At 44.3% G+C, this 15,732-nt stretch carries 13 protein-coding genes; 8 read left to right on the forward strand and 5 right to left on the reverse strand.

Going from position 1 to position 15,732, the window contains the following annotated elements:
- Positions 1–801: 801 nt before the first annotated feature.
- A complete protein-coding gene (locus ACED59_RS01055) occupies positions 802–1,305 on the forward strand; it encodes an acyl-CoA thioesterase (RefSeq protein WP_012600206.1) in 504 nt (167 codons plus the stop codon).
- Between the two features lie 230 nt (positions 1,306–1,535).
- Positions 1,536–1,808, forward strand: coding sequence for a hypothetical protein (locus tag ACED59_RS01060; RefSeq protein ID WP_012600205.1), 273 nt, complete (start codon positions 1,536–1,538; stop codon positions 1,806–1,808).
- Between the two features lie 554 nt (positions 1,809–2,362).
- Here the strand turns inward: ACED59_RS01060 and malG are convergent.
- From malG to malE, 3 genes are all read right to left on the reverse strand, one after another.
- Positions 2,363–3,253 (reverse strand): maltose ABC transporter permease MalG, encoded by an 891-nt coding sequence (gene malG, locus ACED59_RS01065; protein ID WP_009845806.1) that lies wholly within the window; start codon positions 3,251–3,253, stop codon positions 2,363–2,365.
- 11 nt (positions 3,254–3,264) lie between these two features.
- Positions 3,265–4,836 (reverse strand): maltose ABC transporter permease MalF, encoded by a 1,572-nt coding sequence (gene malF, locus ACED59_RS01070; RefSeq protein ID WP_017096229.1) that lies wholly within the window; start codon positions 4,834–4,836, stop codon positions 3,265–3,267.
- 78 nt (positions 4,837–4,914) lie between these two features.
- Entirely contained in the window at positions 4,915–6,099 is a 1,185-nt protein-coding gene (gene malE, locus ACED59_RS01075) for a maltose/maltodextrin ABC transporter substrate-binding protein MalE (RefSeq protein WP_017096230.1), read from the reverse strand.
- A 665-nt stretch (positions 6,100–6,764) separates the two neighbouring features.
- On the opposite strand from malE, the gene malK reads away from it, so the two are divergent.
- Positions 6,765–7,877, forward strand: a complete 1,113-nt coding sequence (gene malK / locus ACED59_RS01080; RefSeq protein ID WP_009845809.1) for a maltose/maltodextrin ABC transporter ATP-binding protein MalK — start codon at positions 6,765–6,767, stop codon at positions 7,875–7,877.
- 285 nt (positions 7,878–8,162) lie between these two features.
- On the opposite strand, the gene ACED59_RS01085 is transcribed toward malK, so the two are convergent.
- Together ACED59_RS01085 and ACED59_RS01090 are read right to left on the reverse strand one after the other, a co-directional pair.
- The gene (locus ACED59_RS01085) at positions 8,163–8,363 is read right to left on the reverse strand and encodes a chromosome segregation ATPase (protein ID WP_009845810.1); all 201 of its coding nucleotides are present in this window, start codon (positions 8,361–8,363) and stop codon (positions 8,163–8,165) included.
- 247 nt (positions 8,364–8,610) lie between these two features.
- Positions 8,611–10,527, reverse strand: coding sequence for a methyl-accepting chemotaxis protein (locus tag ACED59_RS01090; protein ID WP_017096231.1), 1,917 nt, complete (start codon positions 10,525–10,527; stop codon positions 8,611–8,613).
- 461 nt (positions 10,528–10,988) lie between these two features.
- Between ACED59_RS01090 and ACED59_RS01095 the strand changes: the two genes are divergently transcribed.
- The 5 genes from ACED59_RS01095 to ACED59_RS01115 form a co-directional block, all read left to right on the forward strand.
- On the forward strand, positions 10,989–11,945 hold the full coding sequence (locus tag ACED59_RS01095) for a MoxR family ATPase (RefSeq protein WP_017096232.1): 957 nt from the start codon (positions 10,989–10,991) through the stop codon (positions 11,943–11,945).
- A gap of 10 nt (positions 11,946–11,955) precedes the next feature.
- Complete coding sequence (locus ACED59_RS01100) at positions 11,956–12,882, forward strand: DUF58 domain-containing protein (RefSeq protein ID WP_029223170.1); 927 nt, start codon at positions 11,956–11,958, stop codon at positions 12,880–12,882.
- Positions 12,879–13,364, forward strand: coding sequence for a DUF4381 domain-containing protein (locus ACED59_RS01105; protein WP_017096233.1), 486 nt, complete (start codon positions 12,879–12,881; stop codon positions 13,362–13,364). The genes ACED59_RS01100 and ACED59_RS01105 overlap by 4 nt, the downstream gene beginning before the upstream one ends.
- On the forward strand, positions 13,357–14,349 hold the full coding sequence (locus ACED59_RS01110; protein ID WP_017096234.1) for a VWA domain-containing protein: 993 nt from the start codon (positions 13,357–13,359) through the stop codon (positions 14,347–14,349). The genes ACED59_RS01105 and ACED59_RS01110 overlap by 8 nt, the downstream gene beginning before the upstream one ends.
- Positions 14,342–15,732 (forward strand): VWA domain-containing protein (locus tag ACED59_RS01115; RefSeq protein WP_371731353.1); only part of this gene is annotated, 1,391 nt, incomplete at its 3' end. The genes ACED59_RS01110 and ACED59_RS01115, both read left to right, overlap by 8 nt.

Below are 15,732 nucleotides of genomic sequence, written 5' to 3' on the forward strand. Positions count from 1 at the left end.
ATGCTCTCTAATTTTATTTTTCGTTCATGAAGCTTTTAAGTACACTTAATAATGGTGTTTGCTATTGCAATATCTCGCCAACTTCCATTTAATGCACTAAGTACGGTTTAAGTGTTCAAAGCGTTAGAATAACTCTCCAGAAAGCAGGTAACTGTTGATCTAATCGCTCTCCTATGGTAACACGGCTCATGTAACCCAGGTCACTATGAGCCATTTAGAAAATTTACAGCAACGAAATAACCGTCTAGTTACTTTGGTTTATACAAAAGTGAACACTTTAAAATCGATATAAATTTAGCTTTAACACCTTAACTTACCGATAAATACAGATTATTATTGCAAAATGTATTAAAAGAGTTTTCTAGCAATAATACGAAAGGAAATATCTACGCGAAGGTTCTATACTTTTCGAACAGAAAGTGAGCTTATAAGAAAACAATCAAAACTATCGTTTTGGGATTAATTAAGATACCATCACTTAAACTAAACCGGATAAGCAACGGTTAGTTGGCTAACTCAAAAAGGTACCGATATGAGTACCACACGGCTTAGAAACACCTAGCATTCCGCTAGGTGTTTTTTTTTGCAATCCCCCCTTCCGCCAGCTTGCTCGATAGAGTACTCCTCTGTTGGAGCGTCACGTCCACCTCCTTTAAACATCAATAGTCATCAACTCGCCATCTGTTTGAAAAAATAGTCTTGTTCGTGAGATTATCCGCTTTAATTTATGTCATCTTAAGTATATTGTTATTAGCAAGTAACGAGCATGTTATTCAGAACAATAATAATGAAGGAAGATAGATGAGCAGTCACAATAGCCGACAAGATGGTAAACGAGACGTTACTCTGCGTTTTTTAGCTGAACCCGGGGATGTGAACTTTGGTGGTAAAGTTCATGGTGGTGCCGTAATGAAATGGGTCGATTTAGCGGCTTACGCTTGTTCTGCTGGATGGAGTGGTAAGTACTGTATTACCGCTTACGCTGGTGGTATTCGATTCGTTGCTCCAATCCATGTGGGTAACCTTGTTGAAGTAAGTGCGAAGGTCATTTATACAGGTTCATCTTCTATGCACATCGCTATCGATGTTCAAGCCAGCGACCCAAAAGAACTCAACAACCGCCTAACGACTCACTGTATCGTGATTATGGTCGCTGTTGATGAAAATGGTAACCCGACTAAAGTGCCAGAATGGGTACCAGAAACATCAGAAGACATCGAATTAAGAGATTCTGCTATTCGCCTAATGAACATGCGAAAACAGATCGGTGAAGAGATGGAAGCACACGTAAAGTATCTTAAATAGGCGCAGCTAGCAGATATACTCTACAAAACCTTATTACGATGCCAGGCAGTACTTGCTTGGCATTTTCAATTCCCTCTCTATACCCAAGTAAATCCGTTACACACCTAATGCTGACTATAACGCGTGATACCCAGTCAAAAGTTAAAATGATCCGATACTTGTTCACGGATTTATTTTGACTGTAATAAAGTCGTCATTTTGCTCTGTTTAAATACCGCCAATCATAATGGATGTATTTAAATTTCTTGGAGCCACTTTTGAGCACAACATTTCCCACCCTTTGCGAATCTACACTGACGAACTTGAAGGCAGTTGAGTATCAATGGGTTAGAAGTTTGTACGTCGAAGGCTACGACACGAATGAAATTAACCACTATATCCAAGCTTGTTTTGGCGGTGATCAGACGTTTGCGGATCTGTTTCGTCGCGTAGCTCTTTATCAAGACAGCATCTATGTTTTACTTCAGCATTTAGGTTGCGCACCTTCTAGCAAAGAGTTCTAGTCTCACATCACCTCTTCCTTTTCTCCTTCCCTTTTTGAAATATTTACCACTAAATCAATAACTACCGAGAATACCCACCACAAAAATTAACACGAGCCTGCCTTTATAGGCACTTTCTGTGTAATAGACCGATCCGTTGCATGCAAATTATTGAAGTATCACGCATGGAAATATTACACATATATCAATAGAGCTGTGGCCCCCTATACTGAGTGTCTGATTTGTGAGACTCGTTGATGTCTTCAATTAGAGAGATGAAACCGGAAAAATCCAGGAAAGAGGTACTTCAGTATTTAATGACTGAAAGAAACCAAAAAGACTGAGATAGAGATAGAGATAAAAGTAGCGGGCATAAAAAAACCCAAGTAAGTACCTGGGTTAGAGTTACAAAAACCACTAATCATTAATAGCGTAAGGAACCTGATTAGTAGCCAGCTATGCGTAACCTGAGGGTTATTTTTATTACTGATCGGCGGCCAAACCAAGTGATGTAATAAAAATGCCAATATAGAGCGACCTAACGGTCGCTCTTTTGTCTTTCTTATAAGGACAGCTTATCCTTTTACACCACCCGACGTCAAACCGCCAACTAACCAACGCTGAGCCAGTAAGAACACGATAGTAATCGGAAGTGCGGAAAGTACAGCCGCTGCCGCAAAGTCGCCCCATAAGTAGTTCTGAGGATATAGGTACTGCTGCATACCTACCGCTAGCGTGTAAGAGTTCACGTCCGATAATAGGATGGAAGCAACTGGTACCTCACCAACAACACCAATGAAAGATAAAATGAATACAACCGCTAGGATGGGTACTGACAGTGGTAATAGAACCAATCTGAACGCTTGCCAAGGTGTTGCGCCATCTAATGCTGCAGCTTCTTCCAAAGAGTTATCAATCGTCTCAAAGTAGCCCTTAATCGTCCAAACGTGCAATGCAATACCGCCCAAGTACGAGAAGATCAGACCGCCATGCGTGTTCAAGCCTAAGAATGGGATGTATTGCCCTAATTTGTCGAACAGTGCGTAGATAGCCACTAGAGCCAATACCGCAGGGAACATTTGAAAAATCATCATCGCTTTCAGGATAGTTTCTTTACCTTTAAAGCGCATACGAGCAAATGCGTAAGCCGATGTTGTCGACAGTGTCACAATAAGAATTGACGTAATACCCGCTACTTTTATTGAGTTCCACAGCCAAGTCAGTACTGGGAATGGAGGCGGAGTAACTGAGCCATCAGCATTCGTCACGGACATACCCAGAGCCAATTTCCAGTGCTCCAAAGATGGGTTATCTGGAATCAAGCTACCGGTTGCAAAGTTACCTTCGCGGAATGAGATAGCAATAATCATCAGTAGTGGGAAAATAATTAGCGCTAAGAAGCACCACAGCGCAATATGCGTTGCCCATACTCGGTATTTAAGGCTCTTACCTTGTACCATAGCCATTGTCGTGCTCCTTAATCTTGAGTCAATTTAGTGAAACGAAGGTTTAGTAACGCTAGGGCACCAACCAATAGGAAGATAAGCGTTGCGATTGCACTTGCTAGACCAAAGTCTTGACCGCCGCCGCCTTCGAATGCAATTCGGTACGTGTAGCTTACAAGCAAGTCTGTGTAACCCGCTGGCTCAGAAGTACCAATCATGTTCGGGCCACCGTTCGTCAATAGTTGAATCATTACAAAGTTATTGAAGTTAAAGGCAAACGCTGCAATCAATAGTGGTGTTAACGGTTTTATCATCAATGGAAAAGTGATTCGCTTGAAGTTATCAAGGAAGTTAGCACCATCGATTGCTGACGCTTCGTACAAATCTTCAGGAATCGCTTTTAGTAGACCCATACATAGAATCATCATGTAAGGGAAGCCTAGCCAAGTGTTAACAATCAACACCATGGATTTCGCTAAGATCGGGTCGGAGAACCAGTTTGGGCTTAAACCAAAGATACTCTCAAGCACCATGTTAATCTCACCAAAGCTCTGGTTGAATAGGCCCTTAAAGATAAGAATCGAGATAAATGCTGGTACGGCGTAAGGCAAAATTAGTAGAACACGATACACAGCACGGCCTTTCAGCTCTTCCCACTGCACAACGTTTGCCAGAACCAAACCAATTGCAAGTGTGAAGGCTACCGTACAAATGGAGAACACAACCGTCCAAATAAAGATGCTGATAAACGGTTCTTTGATGCCGTCATCTTTCCAAACACGTTCAAAGTTGGCTGTACCAATGTCTACAACAAATCCTGGAGAAATGGTGTTACCGATAAACTCACCTTTCTCGTCAACCGGTTGGTAGAAACCCACTTCCATGTTTGGTTTCAATATTTCACCAGATTCATTGTTGTATAACGTTTCCCCGTCATCTTGAAGAGTGTAAAGCGGTGCAACGGCAGCAAATTTACGTAAGCCGCTCATGCGGATGTCATCACCATTTGGCAGATGGAAATCGACACCACTGATCACAGAGCGATTTTGGATGATCGCTTTGATCTTCTCTTTTTCACCTTGTACAGAGTCAATTGCAGATAGGTCCATCTCTGTTGATGTCATGCCTTCCAGAGAAAATACATCAGTTGCTAACAGCTGGTCGCCATCTTTCACAACGATCTGGTGACCGTTATCTGTTTTGTACAAAGTGAATGGGTAGCTTTCACCGCTTTGGAATGAACGGTCTAAAAGAACGGTTTGAGTACGCTCTAGAGAGAGCTGGTTTTTTGCGCTGTAGTTAGTAAACGCAAGCCCTACGGTATATGCCAGTGGGAAAAGAATGAATAAGATCATTCCGGCAATACCGGGGTAAATATAACGGTGGGCGTAAGTTTTCTTACTACCAAAAATGTAAAGAGCCAAAGCCGTTAAAATCACAGTAAGCAGCGCAAATGCGAGCTCACCGCGAGAATACATTAAAATTGTAGCGTAGCCATTAATTAAGCCAACACTACCAAGCAACCCCCATTTGATGAAGACGCTTTTACTGCCTGGAAGGCTTGATGGTGCCGGGATCGCATCTGAACCTTGAACTGACTGCATAGAGGAACCTGCTAACGAGATATAAAAATAGAAAAGTAAGGAGAGGTTGCCCCCTCCTTAAAAGGTAGTGCTTGGTTGTTACTTAGTCATTCGAGCTTCAGCACCTTTTAGTGCTTGCTCTACTGATTGACGGCTATCAACTACGTTGCCAATAGCTTCTTCCATGCTGTACCAGAATGTTGTGAACTGAGGGATGTTAGGCATGATTTCGCCGTTCATCGCGTTATCCATTGTTGCTGCAATACGAGTGTCGCTGTCTAGTTGACGTTGGAAAGAGTTAAGAGCAACAGCGCCTAGTGGCTTGTCGTCGTTCAAGCTCTTCATACCTTCATCAGTTAGTAGGTAGTTTTCCATAAACTCAACGGCTAGATCACGGTTTGGAGAAGCGGTGCTGATACCACCAGCCCATACACCAACGAATGGCTTAGACGCTTTACCGTTGAACTTAGGCAATGTTGCTACGCCGTAATCTACGCCAGCTTTCTCGATGTTTGCCCAGCCCCAAGGACCGTTAATTGTCATTGCAACGTTACCTGCTACGAATTCAGACTCAGCAACTGAGTAATCCATATCCGCAGAAATAACTTTGTCTTTTACCATCTTCTCAATGAAACCTAGAGACTTCTGAACACCGTCAGTCGCTACGCCTGCATCTTTAATGTCGTAACCTTCCGCTGTTTGCTTGAACGCGTAACCGCCGTCAGCTGCAAGTAGAGGCCATGTAAAGTAAGCGCCACCACGTAGAGGCCACATGATTGCTTTCTTGCCATCTTTTTGAAGCTTAGCGTTTAGTGCAGGGATCTCTTCCCAAGACTTAGGTGGGTTAGGAACAAGTGCTTTGTTGTAGATAAGAGAAACTGACTCAACCGCGACTGGGTAAGCGATTGTTTTACCTTCGTAAGAAACAGCATCCCATGCGAAGTCTACGATACCTTCTTTAGTTTCCTTAGAAGGTTTGATATCAACAAGAAGACCTGCTTCAGCAAAACCACCAAAACGGTCGTGTGCGTAGAAAATCATGTCTGGGCCATCGCCAGCTGCTGCAACCTGAGAGAATTTCTCTTCTAGTTTGTCTGGGAAAGCGACGGTTACTTTAACACCAGTATCTTCTTCAAAGCGTTTACCTACTTCAGCCATTCCTTCATAAGCTTTGTCGCCACCAACCCAAATAGTTAGTTGACCTTCTTCGATAGCAGCGTTTGCACCAAAAGAACCCAGAGCAACGATTGTGCCTAGAGCTACAGCGCTTAGAGCGTTTTTCATGTCAATATCCTTTTTATATTTATACGTAGGGCGCATTCAATTAAGACGAGCCAGTTTTCGGAGGCTATGATCTGAGAAAATCAATGACAGCTCATCATCCTAGCCACTACGCCCTAGCTATTATGGCCTAATTTCGTGATCGTCATCCGGTAAGATTGGCGAGCGAAGTCACAAAGTAGATACTCATCGTGATCCACATCACCGTTATGCGGTGGATTTATTTGAACTGGATCGCCAGTTATAGATAACCCCCTTTATCTACTCCTCCCCTCCTACTCCCCCTAGTTAATTTTCTATTGGGAGGATGTACCATTACGCGAATTCACCGAAACTGCATTCATCCAAGAGTGGATAGTAAGAACCCTTTACCAGCGAATGTTATGCGTTGACGCATTCTTCATTTAGTTGGCTTCACTGCCCGCTGTTGTCTTTATTAAGCATCGAGCTAAATCTGTGATTGAATCACGGGGGAGATTTAGCTGGATGTGGGGGAAATAGGCACCAGTTTGGCTATGACGGGTGGGCTTGGTTAAAGAATTCAAGTCCCACCCACTTTTTTCTTACTCACTCAATACTTACCAATTCCTACAGTTACTGCTGACCCAAAAATTCCTTATAATGATAAGCAGTAAAACTTAAAATTTGATCGATCGAGGACAAGCTAGATGGCGAGTGTCACGTTAAAAAACGTTTATAAATCATATGGTGATGTACAGATTTCTAAGGACGTAACCTTAGACATCAACGAAGGTGAATTCGTAGTATTCGTTGGACCATCAGGTTGTGGTAAATCGACGCTATTACGCTGTATCGCAGGTCTAGAAGATATTACGTCTGGTGATTTGTACATTGGTGATCAACGCATGAACGATGTTGAGCCATCAAAACGTGGTGTAGGTATGGTATTCCAATCTTACGCGCTCTACCCTCACCTAAATCTCTACGACAACATGTCTTTTGGTCTTAAACTGGCAAACGCCGATAAAGCTGAAATTGACAAGCGTGTTGAACATGCTGCAGAAATCCTTCAGCTTGGTCACCTTCTTGAACGTCAACCTAAAGCATTGTCTGGTGGTCAACGTCAACGTGTTGCGATTGGTCGTACTTTGGTTTCTCAACCAAACGTATTCCTACTTGATGAGCCTCTATCTAACCTGGATGCAGCACTTCGTGTTCAAATGCGTTCACAAATCACCAAGCTACAGCGTCAACTGGGCTGTACCATGATTTATGTAACACACGACCAAGTTGAAGCGATGACAATGGCGGATAAAATCGTTGTGCTTGATGGTGGTTTTGTTTCTCAAGTGGGTAAACCTCTTGATCTTTACCACTATCCTCAAAACCGTTTCGTTGCTGGCTTTATTGGCTCACCAAAAATGAACTTTATGTCGGTTCACATCGAACAAGCTGAAGCTGAACGCGTATTGGTACAACTTTCAAACGGCATGACTTTCTGGATCCCAGTTGATGGCACGACTGTCAACGCTGGTGACCGTATGTCTCTAGGTGTTCGTCCTGAGCACTTATTGTCTGCTGAAACAGGTGATGCGACGATTGAAGCTGATGTGTTGATGGTCGAGAAGCTCGGTAACGAAACACAAGTTTACCTAAACCTCGACAGTGCCGATGCTGACGTTATCTATCGCCAGCCAGACACGTTGACGATTGAGTCTGGTGACAAGCTAGCGATTGGTATTCCTGCACACCGTTGTCACTTGTTCCATAGCGATGGTAGAGCATGTCGTCGCTTGTACAAAGAGTACGGCACCGACTAATCGGTTCGTCTTTTTAGGATATAACTTGCCCATATCGAATCCCTCTTACCTTGTAAGGGGGATTTCTCATTTTCTGACAACGAGTTTTACTTTCATTAAATAGATCGCGCTTTGTCTGTTGTCTGTTGTCTGTTGTCTGTTGTCTGTTGTCTGTTGTCTGTTCAGTATAAAAACAAAAAAGGCCTAGCGAATGCTAGACCTTTATCTGTTGGAGCTAAAAGCCACCCTATCTATACGATAAAGATATAGGCTTGCTCAACTTTAATACCAATCGTAGTAAATAACTTAGTGAATTGGCGTATCACTTGTTTTATTGAACTGGCCAAAATGCTGTTCTAACACTTCAGGTGTCAGTTTGCCTTCCGCTTCTAGTCGCTTAAATTCAGCAACGATCGCTTTTTGCTCTTCAAGTGATGGAAGTTTCACTTCAGGCTCATCGCCCATCTCTTGAGTCATCTGCTCTAGTTCTTTTTCAAAATCGCTCATGATACTTACCTAAATATTAAACCTAGCGAGATTTTACTCATTTACGCTCTATGATGCTAGGGCGATTAGGTGCAAAGCCCGAAACCAGATCAAGTGAACGTCAGCTTAAATGCAAAGCTGCGGTTTGAATGGCGACGTTCAACGTAAAAAGCGATACCAAACGTAACAAGCAGCATCAGACGTAAAAAAGCCGGATTCACGTGAAATGAATCCGGCTCCAATGTAAGTGTTGCAAGTTTATCCGCTATTAAAGCTTAAACGAGCCAACCATCTTATCTAGACGAGAAGAAAGCTGTTGAAGTTCTTGGCTCGCTTCAGCAAGCTGCTCTGCGGTTCCAGTCGTCACTTCGTTGATCGCGTTGATCTCTTCAATGTTCTGGTTGATGGTGTGGACTACGGTTGATTGCTCTTCCGTTGCCGTTGCCACTTGAGTGTTACGATCAGTGATATCAACGATACGGTCTGAAATACCACCCAATACATCCACCGCTTCATCCGACGCCGATACACCTTCAAGTGTAATCACTTTACCTGCACTCATCGCCGTTACGGCATCTTTAGCATCACTTTGCAGTTGGTTGATCATCTTCTGAATCTCTTCCGTAGAATCTGCGGTACGGCTTGCTAGGTTACGAACCTCATCGGCTACCACGGCAAAACCACGACCTTGTTCACCCGCACGCGCAGCTTCAATAGCAGCGTTCAGAGCTAGTAGGTTGGTTTGTTCAGAGATGTCACGAATTACACCCAAAATAGAGCCAATGTCTTGAGTTGTTGAAGCCAACTGCTCTACCACTTGACCTGTACTTTCGATGTCTTGCGCTAAACGGCTGATCGCGTCTTTTGCTTTATTTACCACAGATCGGCCTACTTCAGTATTGCCTGAAGCCTGTGTTGCCGTTTCCGCAGCCGTTGCCGCATTCGATGCAATCTCGCTGATTGTCATACCCATCTGGTTAATGGCAGCAACTACCTGAAGAGTTTGATCTCGTTGCTCTTGGCTATTGTCGTGGGTGATGTGTGCTTTATTAGAAACACTCTCAGCCGCGACTTGAAGTGCTTGGCTTGTAGAAAACACCTCTTTCATCGACTCGTGAATCTTTTCGATGAATCCATTAAAGCCCTTTGAAAGCTGTGCAATTTCATCGTTGCCTTTCACTTCGATACGCTGAGCAAGGTCACCGTCACCTTCGCCAAGGTCACCGAATCGCTTAGCCAAAAGTTTAATCGGTTGAGTAATACTGTTTGCTAGCACCACGCCCATCAGAATAAAGATTAACGCTACAACAGCGGTCATGATCAGCATCTGTTTAGCCGTTGCATCAAGCTCAGCAAAAACTTCGCTCGTCGGAACTTCACCAACAACGAACCAATCCATTGACGGCACATACAAACTCGCGACAAACAACTCTTGTCCTTTATGTTCCGTTGTAATCAGGTTAAATCCTGACTTGCTTAACAACTGACTAGATTGAGGACCGTAAAGTTGTTGAAGTGATGAATCACTAAGCGAACGTTCGCGATGAATTTGAACATCACCTTGGCTATTCGTTAAGAAAACAAAACCGGTATCTTCGATCTTAAAACTATTGAGTAGACTTACCATGTCACCCATCGATTTCGATAAGCCAGACATCGCTAAACCAGAAGGTTGTTGGTAGTTAGCGAACATTTTCACTTCACCTGTCGCTTCTTGGAACATACTGACCATTGTCTGCTGGCCAGATTGCGTAAAGCCAAAGAACCAACCATCTTGCTGTTGATTGAGTTGACGCAAGAAGCCATCTTGGTTCCAGTAGTAGGCCGTTTGACGGTTTGCTACCGAGGCATCATTTAGCTGGTATTGGTTACGAACATTGTTCAATTGCTTTACTAGCTTGTTCTCTAAGACGGCATCACGATCGGTCGATTCGATAGCGTCAAAAATGAATTCATTCGAAGCAATTTGTTCTGCAGCTAACAATAGCTGAGAGACTTCACGGTCAATTTCACCATTAATTCGCTCTAACATTCCCGGAAGCTCAATATCGACTAATCGATGACTCAAAACATCTCTTGCTTGCTTTTGTGCCATCGCACCGACAATCACCGTTGATGCAAGAACTGCGAAGGTAATTCCAAGTACAACTTTTTGTTTAATACTCAGAGAGTTAGTTTTCAACATATTTGGACCTTTAAAAAGAATCGCTCGTTATTTATATATCCTGAACAGGATTTTTTGGTGCACTTAAACCAGTAGTGCACTCTCTCCACCATATATCGGCCAAACACCATCAAACTAGAGAGGTATTTCGCAAAAATTTGTAAGCATGGTGAAACAAAGCAATCATTCTTCTATAGAGAAAACTATAAGCAAGACTAATGCAGTAAAACGTAACCATTCATTTTAATTATCTGGACAATAAGGTTCCACGAAGCTCACTTAACGACAGACCAATGAAGCTTTGATATATAAAAAACGATTGATATGGTACAAACCATGGCTTAGTGGGTTTTTCTCGTTAACCGCTTGTAAATAATTCCAATTTTGAAAAAATAAATTCCACAAACGTACTGGAACTTTTTTCTAGTAATCAGTGACCAATACTCAAAATAAAAATCAAATGGATACCCAGAGAGTCCAAAATGCACAAAACAAATTTCGAAGTCCTTCAAAACTATCTAGAGTCTCAAATCATTGGTCAAAAAGAGCTTGTTAAGCAGCTGATGATAGCCCTTTTGGCCGATGGTCATATCCTCGTTGAAGGGCCTCCCGGGCTAGCAAAAACTCGCGCAGTAAAATCATTGGCTGACTGTGTCGAGGGAGACTTCCACCGCATTCAATTCACGCCAGATTTGTTACCTGCTGATTTAACGGGTACCGATATATTTCGTCCAGAAACGGGAGAATTCACTTTCCAATCTGGCCCGATTTTCAACTCACTTATTCTAGCGGATGAGATCAACCGTGCTCCGGCGAAAGTGCAAGCCGCAATGCTAGAAGCGATGGCTGAGAAGCAGGTGACGGCGGGACGAAAAACCTATGTCTTACCCGATTTGTTTTTGGTAATGGCAACGCAAAACCCAATTGAGCAAGAAGGCACTTACCCGCTACCAGAAGCTCAATTAGACCGTTTCTTGCTGCATTTAGAAGTGGCTTATCCAGACATGGAAAGTGAGCTGGAGATTTTGCGCCTAAACAGAGGCGAAGCTCAAGGCAATCAACCAGTTCAACCAGAGCCTATTTCTCAACAAACTATCTTCGAAGCTCGCCAAGAAGTGCTCAACATTCACATGGCAGACACCATTGAGCAGTACATCATCAGATTGGTAATGGCGACGCGCCAACCTAAGCAATACAGCGACCAGCTTGATCAATGGTTAGACATGGGTGTTAGCCCGCGTGCAACCATCGCGTTAGACCGTTGTGCCCGCGCTCACGCTTGGCTTGCAGGACGAGATTACGTCACTCCACAAGATGTTCAAGCGATGGCGTTCCCTGTACTGCGTCACCGCCTGCTTCGTAGCTACCACGCACAAGCCGAAGGGGTCACTGCAAACCAAGTGATCGCACACCTTCTCTCGTTGGTTGGTAGCGCATAGGGATACGCGCATGAAGAATCAATTACCCAACCATAGTGACGGCGTCACGTTAAACCTGGACGAACTGCTGCAATACAAAGCGCAGTCTGTTCGCTGGTTGCCTCCAGCCAAGAGCCTGTGGTCGCAACTTAACGGCCAGCACGAAAGCAATCGTAAAGGTCGCGGGATGAATTTCTCTGAGGTTCGTCAATATCAGGCGGGCGACGATATCCGCAGCATTGATTGGCGCGTCACGGCGAGAACAGGCAAGGCGCACACCAAACTGTTTTCTGAAGAAAGAGAACAGCCTGTGATTTTGTTCTTAGATCTGTCGAGCAGTATGATTTTCGGTTCAACCTTGTTGCTTAAATCGGTTCAACTCGCACACTTTGCCAGCCAACTTTGCTGGTTAACCGTCGCTCAAAAAGACCGTATTGGTGCAGTGATCGATACTGGCCAAGAGATCATTGAGATTAAACCCAGTGCTAGCAACCACGCTCCGCTGCGTATTTTACAAAAAGTCATAGAAATCAATAACGCAGCGCTGACTAACCCAAACAATCACAGCAACACAACCTTAGAGCATGGGCTGAAGTCTCTTCATCAGCTTTGCCCGAAAGGCAGCGATATCATTATGCTCAGTGATTTTGTTCGTTATAGCGAAAGTAATTACTCACTTATCAATCAAATACGTCGACATAATCGGGTTCGCTTGGTGCATTTTTACGATCCATTAGAGCAAGGTGTCACTGCTTTCAAAGGTTCAAAACAGATCACCGACGGCAATAAAACGCAATGGTTTAACTTTTCATCAAGCAAGGAAAAGGAAAAGCTCAGTCACGCATTTGATCAGAAGCAACAACAGCTTATGCAAATGAGCCTTTCTTTGGCGATCCCATACAGTTCATTGTCTTGTGCGCAATCGTTAATGAGCCAAGTATCAGGAGTTCAGTCATGAATCAACCTCTCGACTTGAGCCCTATTATTACGCCAAGCGCACCGTCATGGTGGCCTTTGGCATGGGGTTGGTGGTTAATCATTATCACGGCCATCGTTCTGATCGCCTTAGTATTTTTCATTGTAAACAAAAGACAAAAGAACCAATACGCGAAGAACGAAGCACTTGCTTGCTTTCGTGATAGTCAGCCTTCAAATACCTTGTCTCCGAGTGCAGCTCAAGACATCGTTCGTCAGGCAGCACTAAGCTATTTCCCACGCGAAAAAGTGGCAGGCTTATCTGGTGATGATTGGTTGACGTTCTTAGATGCGCAATTGGCAAAACCTTTGTTCGCCGCAAAACAATCGCAATGGCAACAAGCGCTCTACCAAGATGCAACCTTAATGACCGACGAACAGAAAAAGGCTCAACAGCAATTGGTTAACGACTGCGAAATCTGGCTTCGTAAAGCCCTTCCTCCAAAGCGAGGTCGTTATGACTGATCTTTTAAACACGAGCTTACTAAATATCGAGTTTGTTTGGTGGTGGATGTTTTTCCTAGCGCCATTGCCAATCCTTGTTTACTTGCTCTCGCCTAAGGCGGAATCGAACAATGCCCTAAGGCTTCCATTTCTACCCGAGGACAGCAATACCAAAACACCGAGCAGTCGCTTACCCAAGGCGTTGTCGGTCATCATCTGGCTTTTATTGGTAACGGCCATGGCACGTCCAGTTTGGTACGGTGAACCGGTTGAGTTTCAGCCAAAACACCGAGACTTGATGTTGGTTGTCGACCTCTCCGGCTCGATGAGCCAAGAAGACATGCAGTTCAATGGCGAATACATCGATCGCTTATCTGCGGTGAAACATGTATTGAGTGACTTTATTGAGCGACGAAAAGGCGACCGAATCGGATTGGTGCTATTTGCTGATCACGCCTATCTGCAGACGCCACTGACGTTAGATAGAGACACGCTTTCACAACAACTCAATCAGGCTGTGTTAAAGCTGATTGGTACTCAAACCGCGATTGGTGATGGTATCGGCCTTGCCACCAAAACCTTTGTCGACAGTGACGCCCCTCAGCGTGTGATGATTCTACTCAGTGACGGCAGCAATACCGCAGGCGTATTAGATCCACTAGAAGCCGCGGATATTGCTAAGAAGTACAACGCGACGATTTACACCGTGGGTGTCGGTGCGGGTGAAATGATGGTCAAAGAGTTCTTCATGACTCGTAAGGTCAATACTGCTCAAGACTTGGATGAGCGTACTCTAACGGAAATCGCCAAACGCACTGGCGGTCAGTACTTCCGTGCGCGTGACAGCAAAGAGCTGGCAACGATTTACGACACCATCAACCAGTTAGAGCCCGTGACGAACGCCACTAAGATCTGGCGACCACAACAAGAGTGGTTTGTCTGGCCACTGTTGGCGGCAATGTTTTTCGCATTTATGCTGTTAGCCATTAGGAGAAACAATGTCTAACTTTACTTTTATCTACCCATATTGGTTCTTGGCTCTTGCCGTGCTGCCCGCTATTTGGTGGCTTAGCAAGAGACAATCCAAGCAAGGGTTATTAGCGTCACACATCGCCCGTTATTTGGCTCCTGAATCGAGCAAGCCATCGAAAAACCGCGGCACTTATTTCGGTGTTTGGTGGTTGGTCGGTGTCATCGCATTGGCCGGTCCAAGCTTTGAAAAAAATGAACAACCAAGCTTTGAAAAAACACAGGCGCGAGTTGTGATCATGGATATGTCGATGTCTATGTATGCCACTGACATTAAACCAAACCGTTTAACACAGGCGCGATACAAAGCTTTGGATCTACTATCACTCTGGAAAGAAGGCCTAACGGGAATGGTGGCATACGCCGGAGATGCTTACACCATCAGTCCGCTAACGTCTGACATCAACACCATCAAGAACCTCGTACCCAACCTATCACCAGATATCATGCCCTTCCAAGGCGGCAATGCAGCATCGGCAGTTAAGCTTGCGATTGAGATGATGACTCGTGCTCATATCTACCAAGGCGATCTAGTACTGATTGCTGATGATATTGATGGTCAAGAGAAGAAAGATATCGACTCGCTACTCTCTGGTAGTAATTGGACGTTATCAGTCTTGGCTGTAGGTACGGAAAGCGGCGCGCCGATCTCGTTACCTACAGGTTCGATGTTACAGACCGACTCAGGACAAACCGTGGTTGCGAAAACCAACGTAGACAATATGCGCGACCTGACTCGTCGCTCTGGCGGCACATTCACTGAATTGCAATTGGATAACTCAGACGTTGAACACATCGCAAGTTACCTCGACCGAGTTGCGACAACATCAGAAGTGACTAAAACCAATAACTCACTCAACACCAGAGTGAACAACGGTTTCTGGTTATTGCCGTTTCTGTTACTTCCTGCACTTGGGCTATTTCGAAAAGGGGTCATTTGGTGTGGCCTAGCTGTACTTGTCTCGTTCAGCCAACCGAATACTGCGTTTGCAAATCCTTGGAAAACCGATGACCAAGTGGGTTATCAGTTGTATCAAGATGAGGACTTTCAACAAGCCGCAGAACAATTCGAACAACAAGAATGGAAAGGCATCGCGCAATACAAAGCCGGTGATTTCGAAGCGGCCGAACAGACGCTACAAGGTCTTTCTGGCGAAGATGCTCGCTACAACTTCGCCAATGCACAAGCAAAGCAAGGTAAGTACGACCAAGCGATAAAAGAGTATCAACGTATTCTCGAAAGCAACCCTGAACATGCTTATGCGAAGAAGAACCTAAAGATTGTAGAGCAGGCTCAGAAGCAACAGCAACAGCAACAGCAACAGCAACAGCAACAGCAACAGCAACAGCAACAGCAACA

This window comes from Vibrio sp. FF266, from assembly GCF_041439695.1.
In the GTDB taxonomy this organism is placed as follows: Bacteria; Pseudomonadota; Gammaproteobacteria; order Enterobacterales; family Vibrionaceae; genus Vibrio; species Vibrio tasmaniensis_A.

Bases quoted from the DNA above. Each gene is read 5' to 3' on its own strand.
- ACED59_RS01095 (WP_017096232.1), top strand. From the start codon at position 10,989: ATGCACAAAACAAATTTCGAAGTCCTTCAAAACTATCTAGAGTCTCAA.
- ACED59_RS01060 (WP_012600205.1), top strand. From the start codon at position 1,536: ATGTATTTAAATTTCTTGGAGCCACTTTTGAGCACAACATTTCCCACC.
- ACED59_RS01105 (WP_017096233.1), top strand. From the start codon at position 12,879: ATGAATCAACCTCTCGACTTGAGCCCTATTATTACGCCAAGCGCACCG.
- ACED59_RS01090 (WP_017096231.1), bottom strand. From the start codon at position 10,527: ATGTTGAAAACTAACTCTCTGAGTATTAAACAAAAAGTTGTACTTGGA.
- malE (WP_017096230.1), bottom strand. From the start codon at position 6,099: ATGAAAAACGCTCTAAGCGCTGTAGCTCTAGGCACAATCGTTGCTCTG.
- malG (WP_009845806.1), bottom strand. From the start codon at position 3,253: ATGGCTATGGTACAAGGTAAGAGCCTTAAATACCGAGTATGGGCAACG.
- ACED59_RS01100 (WP_029223170.1), top strand. From the start codon at position 11,956: ATGAAGAATCAATTACCCAACCATAGTGACGGCGTCACGTTAAACCTG.
- ACED59_RS01085 (WP_009845810.1), bottom strand. From the start codon at position 8,363: ATGAGCGATTTTGAAAAAGAACTAGAGCAGATGACTCAAGAGATGGGC.
- ACED59_RS01110 (WP_017096234.1), top strand. From the start codon at position 13,357: ATGACTGATCTTTTAAACACGAGCTTACTAAATATCGAGTTTGTTTGG.
- malK (WP_009845809.1), top strand. From the start codon at position 6,765: ATGGCGAGTGTCACGTTAAAAAACGTTTATAAATCATATGGTGATGTA.
- malF (WP_017096229.1), bottom strand. From the start codon at position 4,836: ATGCAGTCAGTTCAAGGTTCAGATGCGATCCCGGCACCATCAAGCCTT.
- ACED59_RS01055 (WP_012600206.1), top strand. From the start codon at position 802: ATGAGCAGTCACAATAGCCGACAAGATGGTAAACGAGACGTTACTCTG.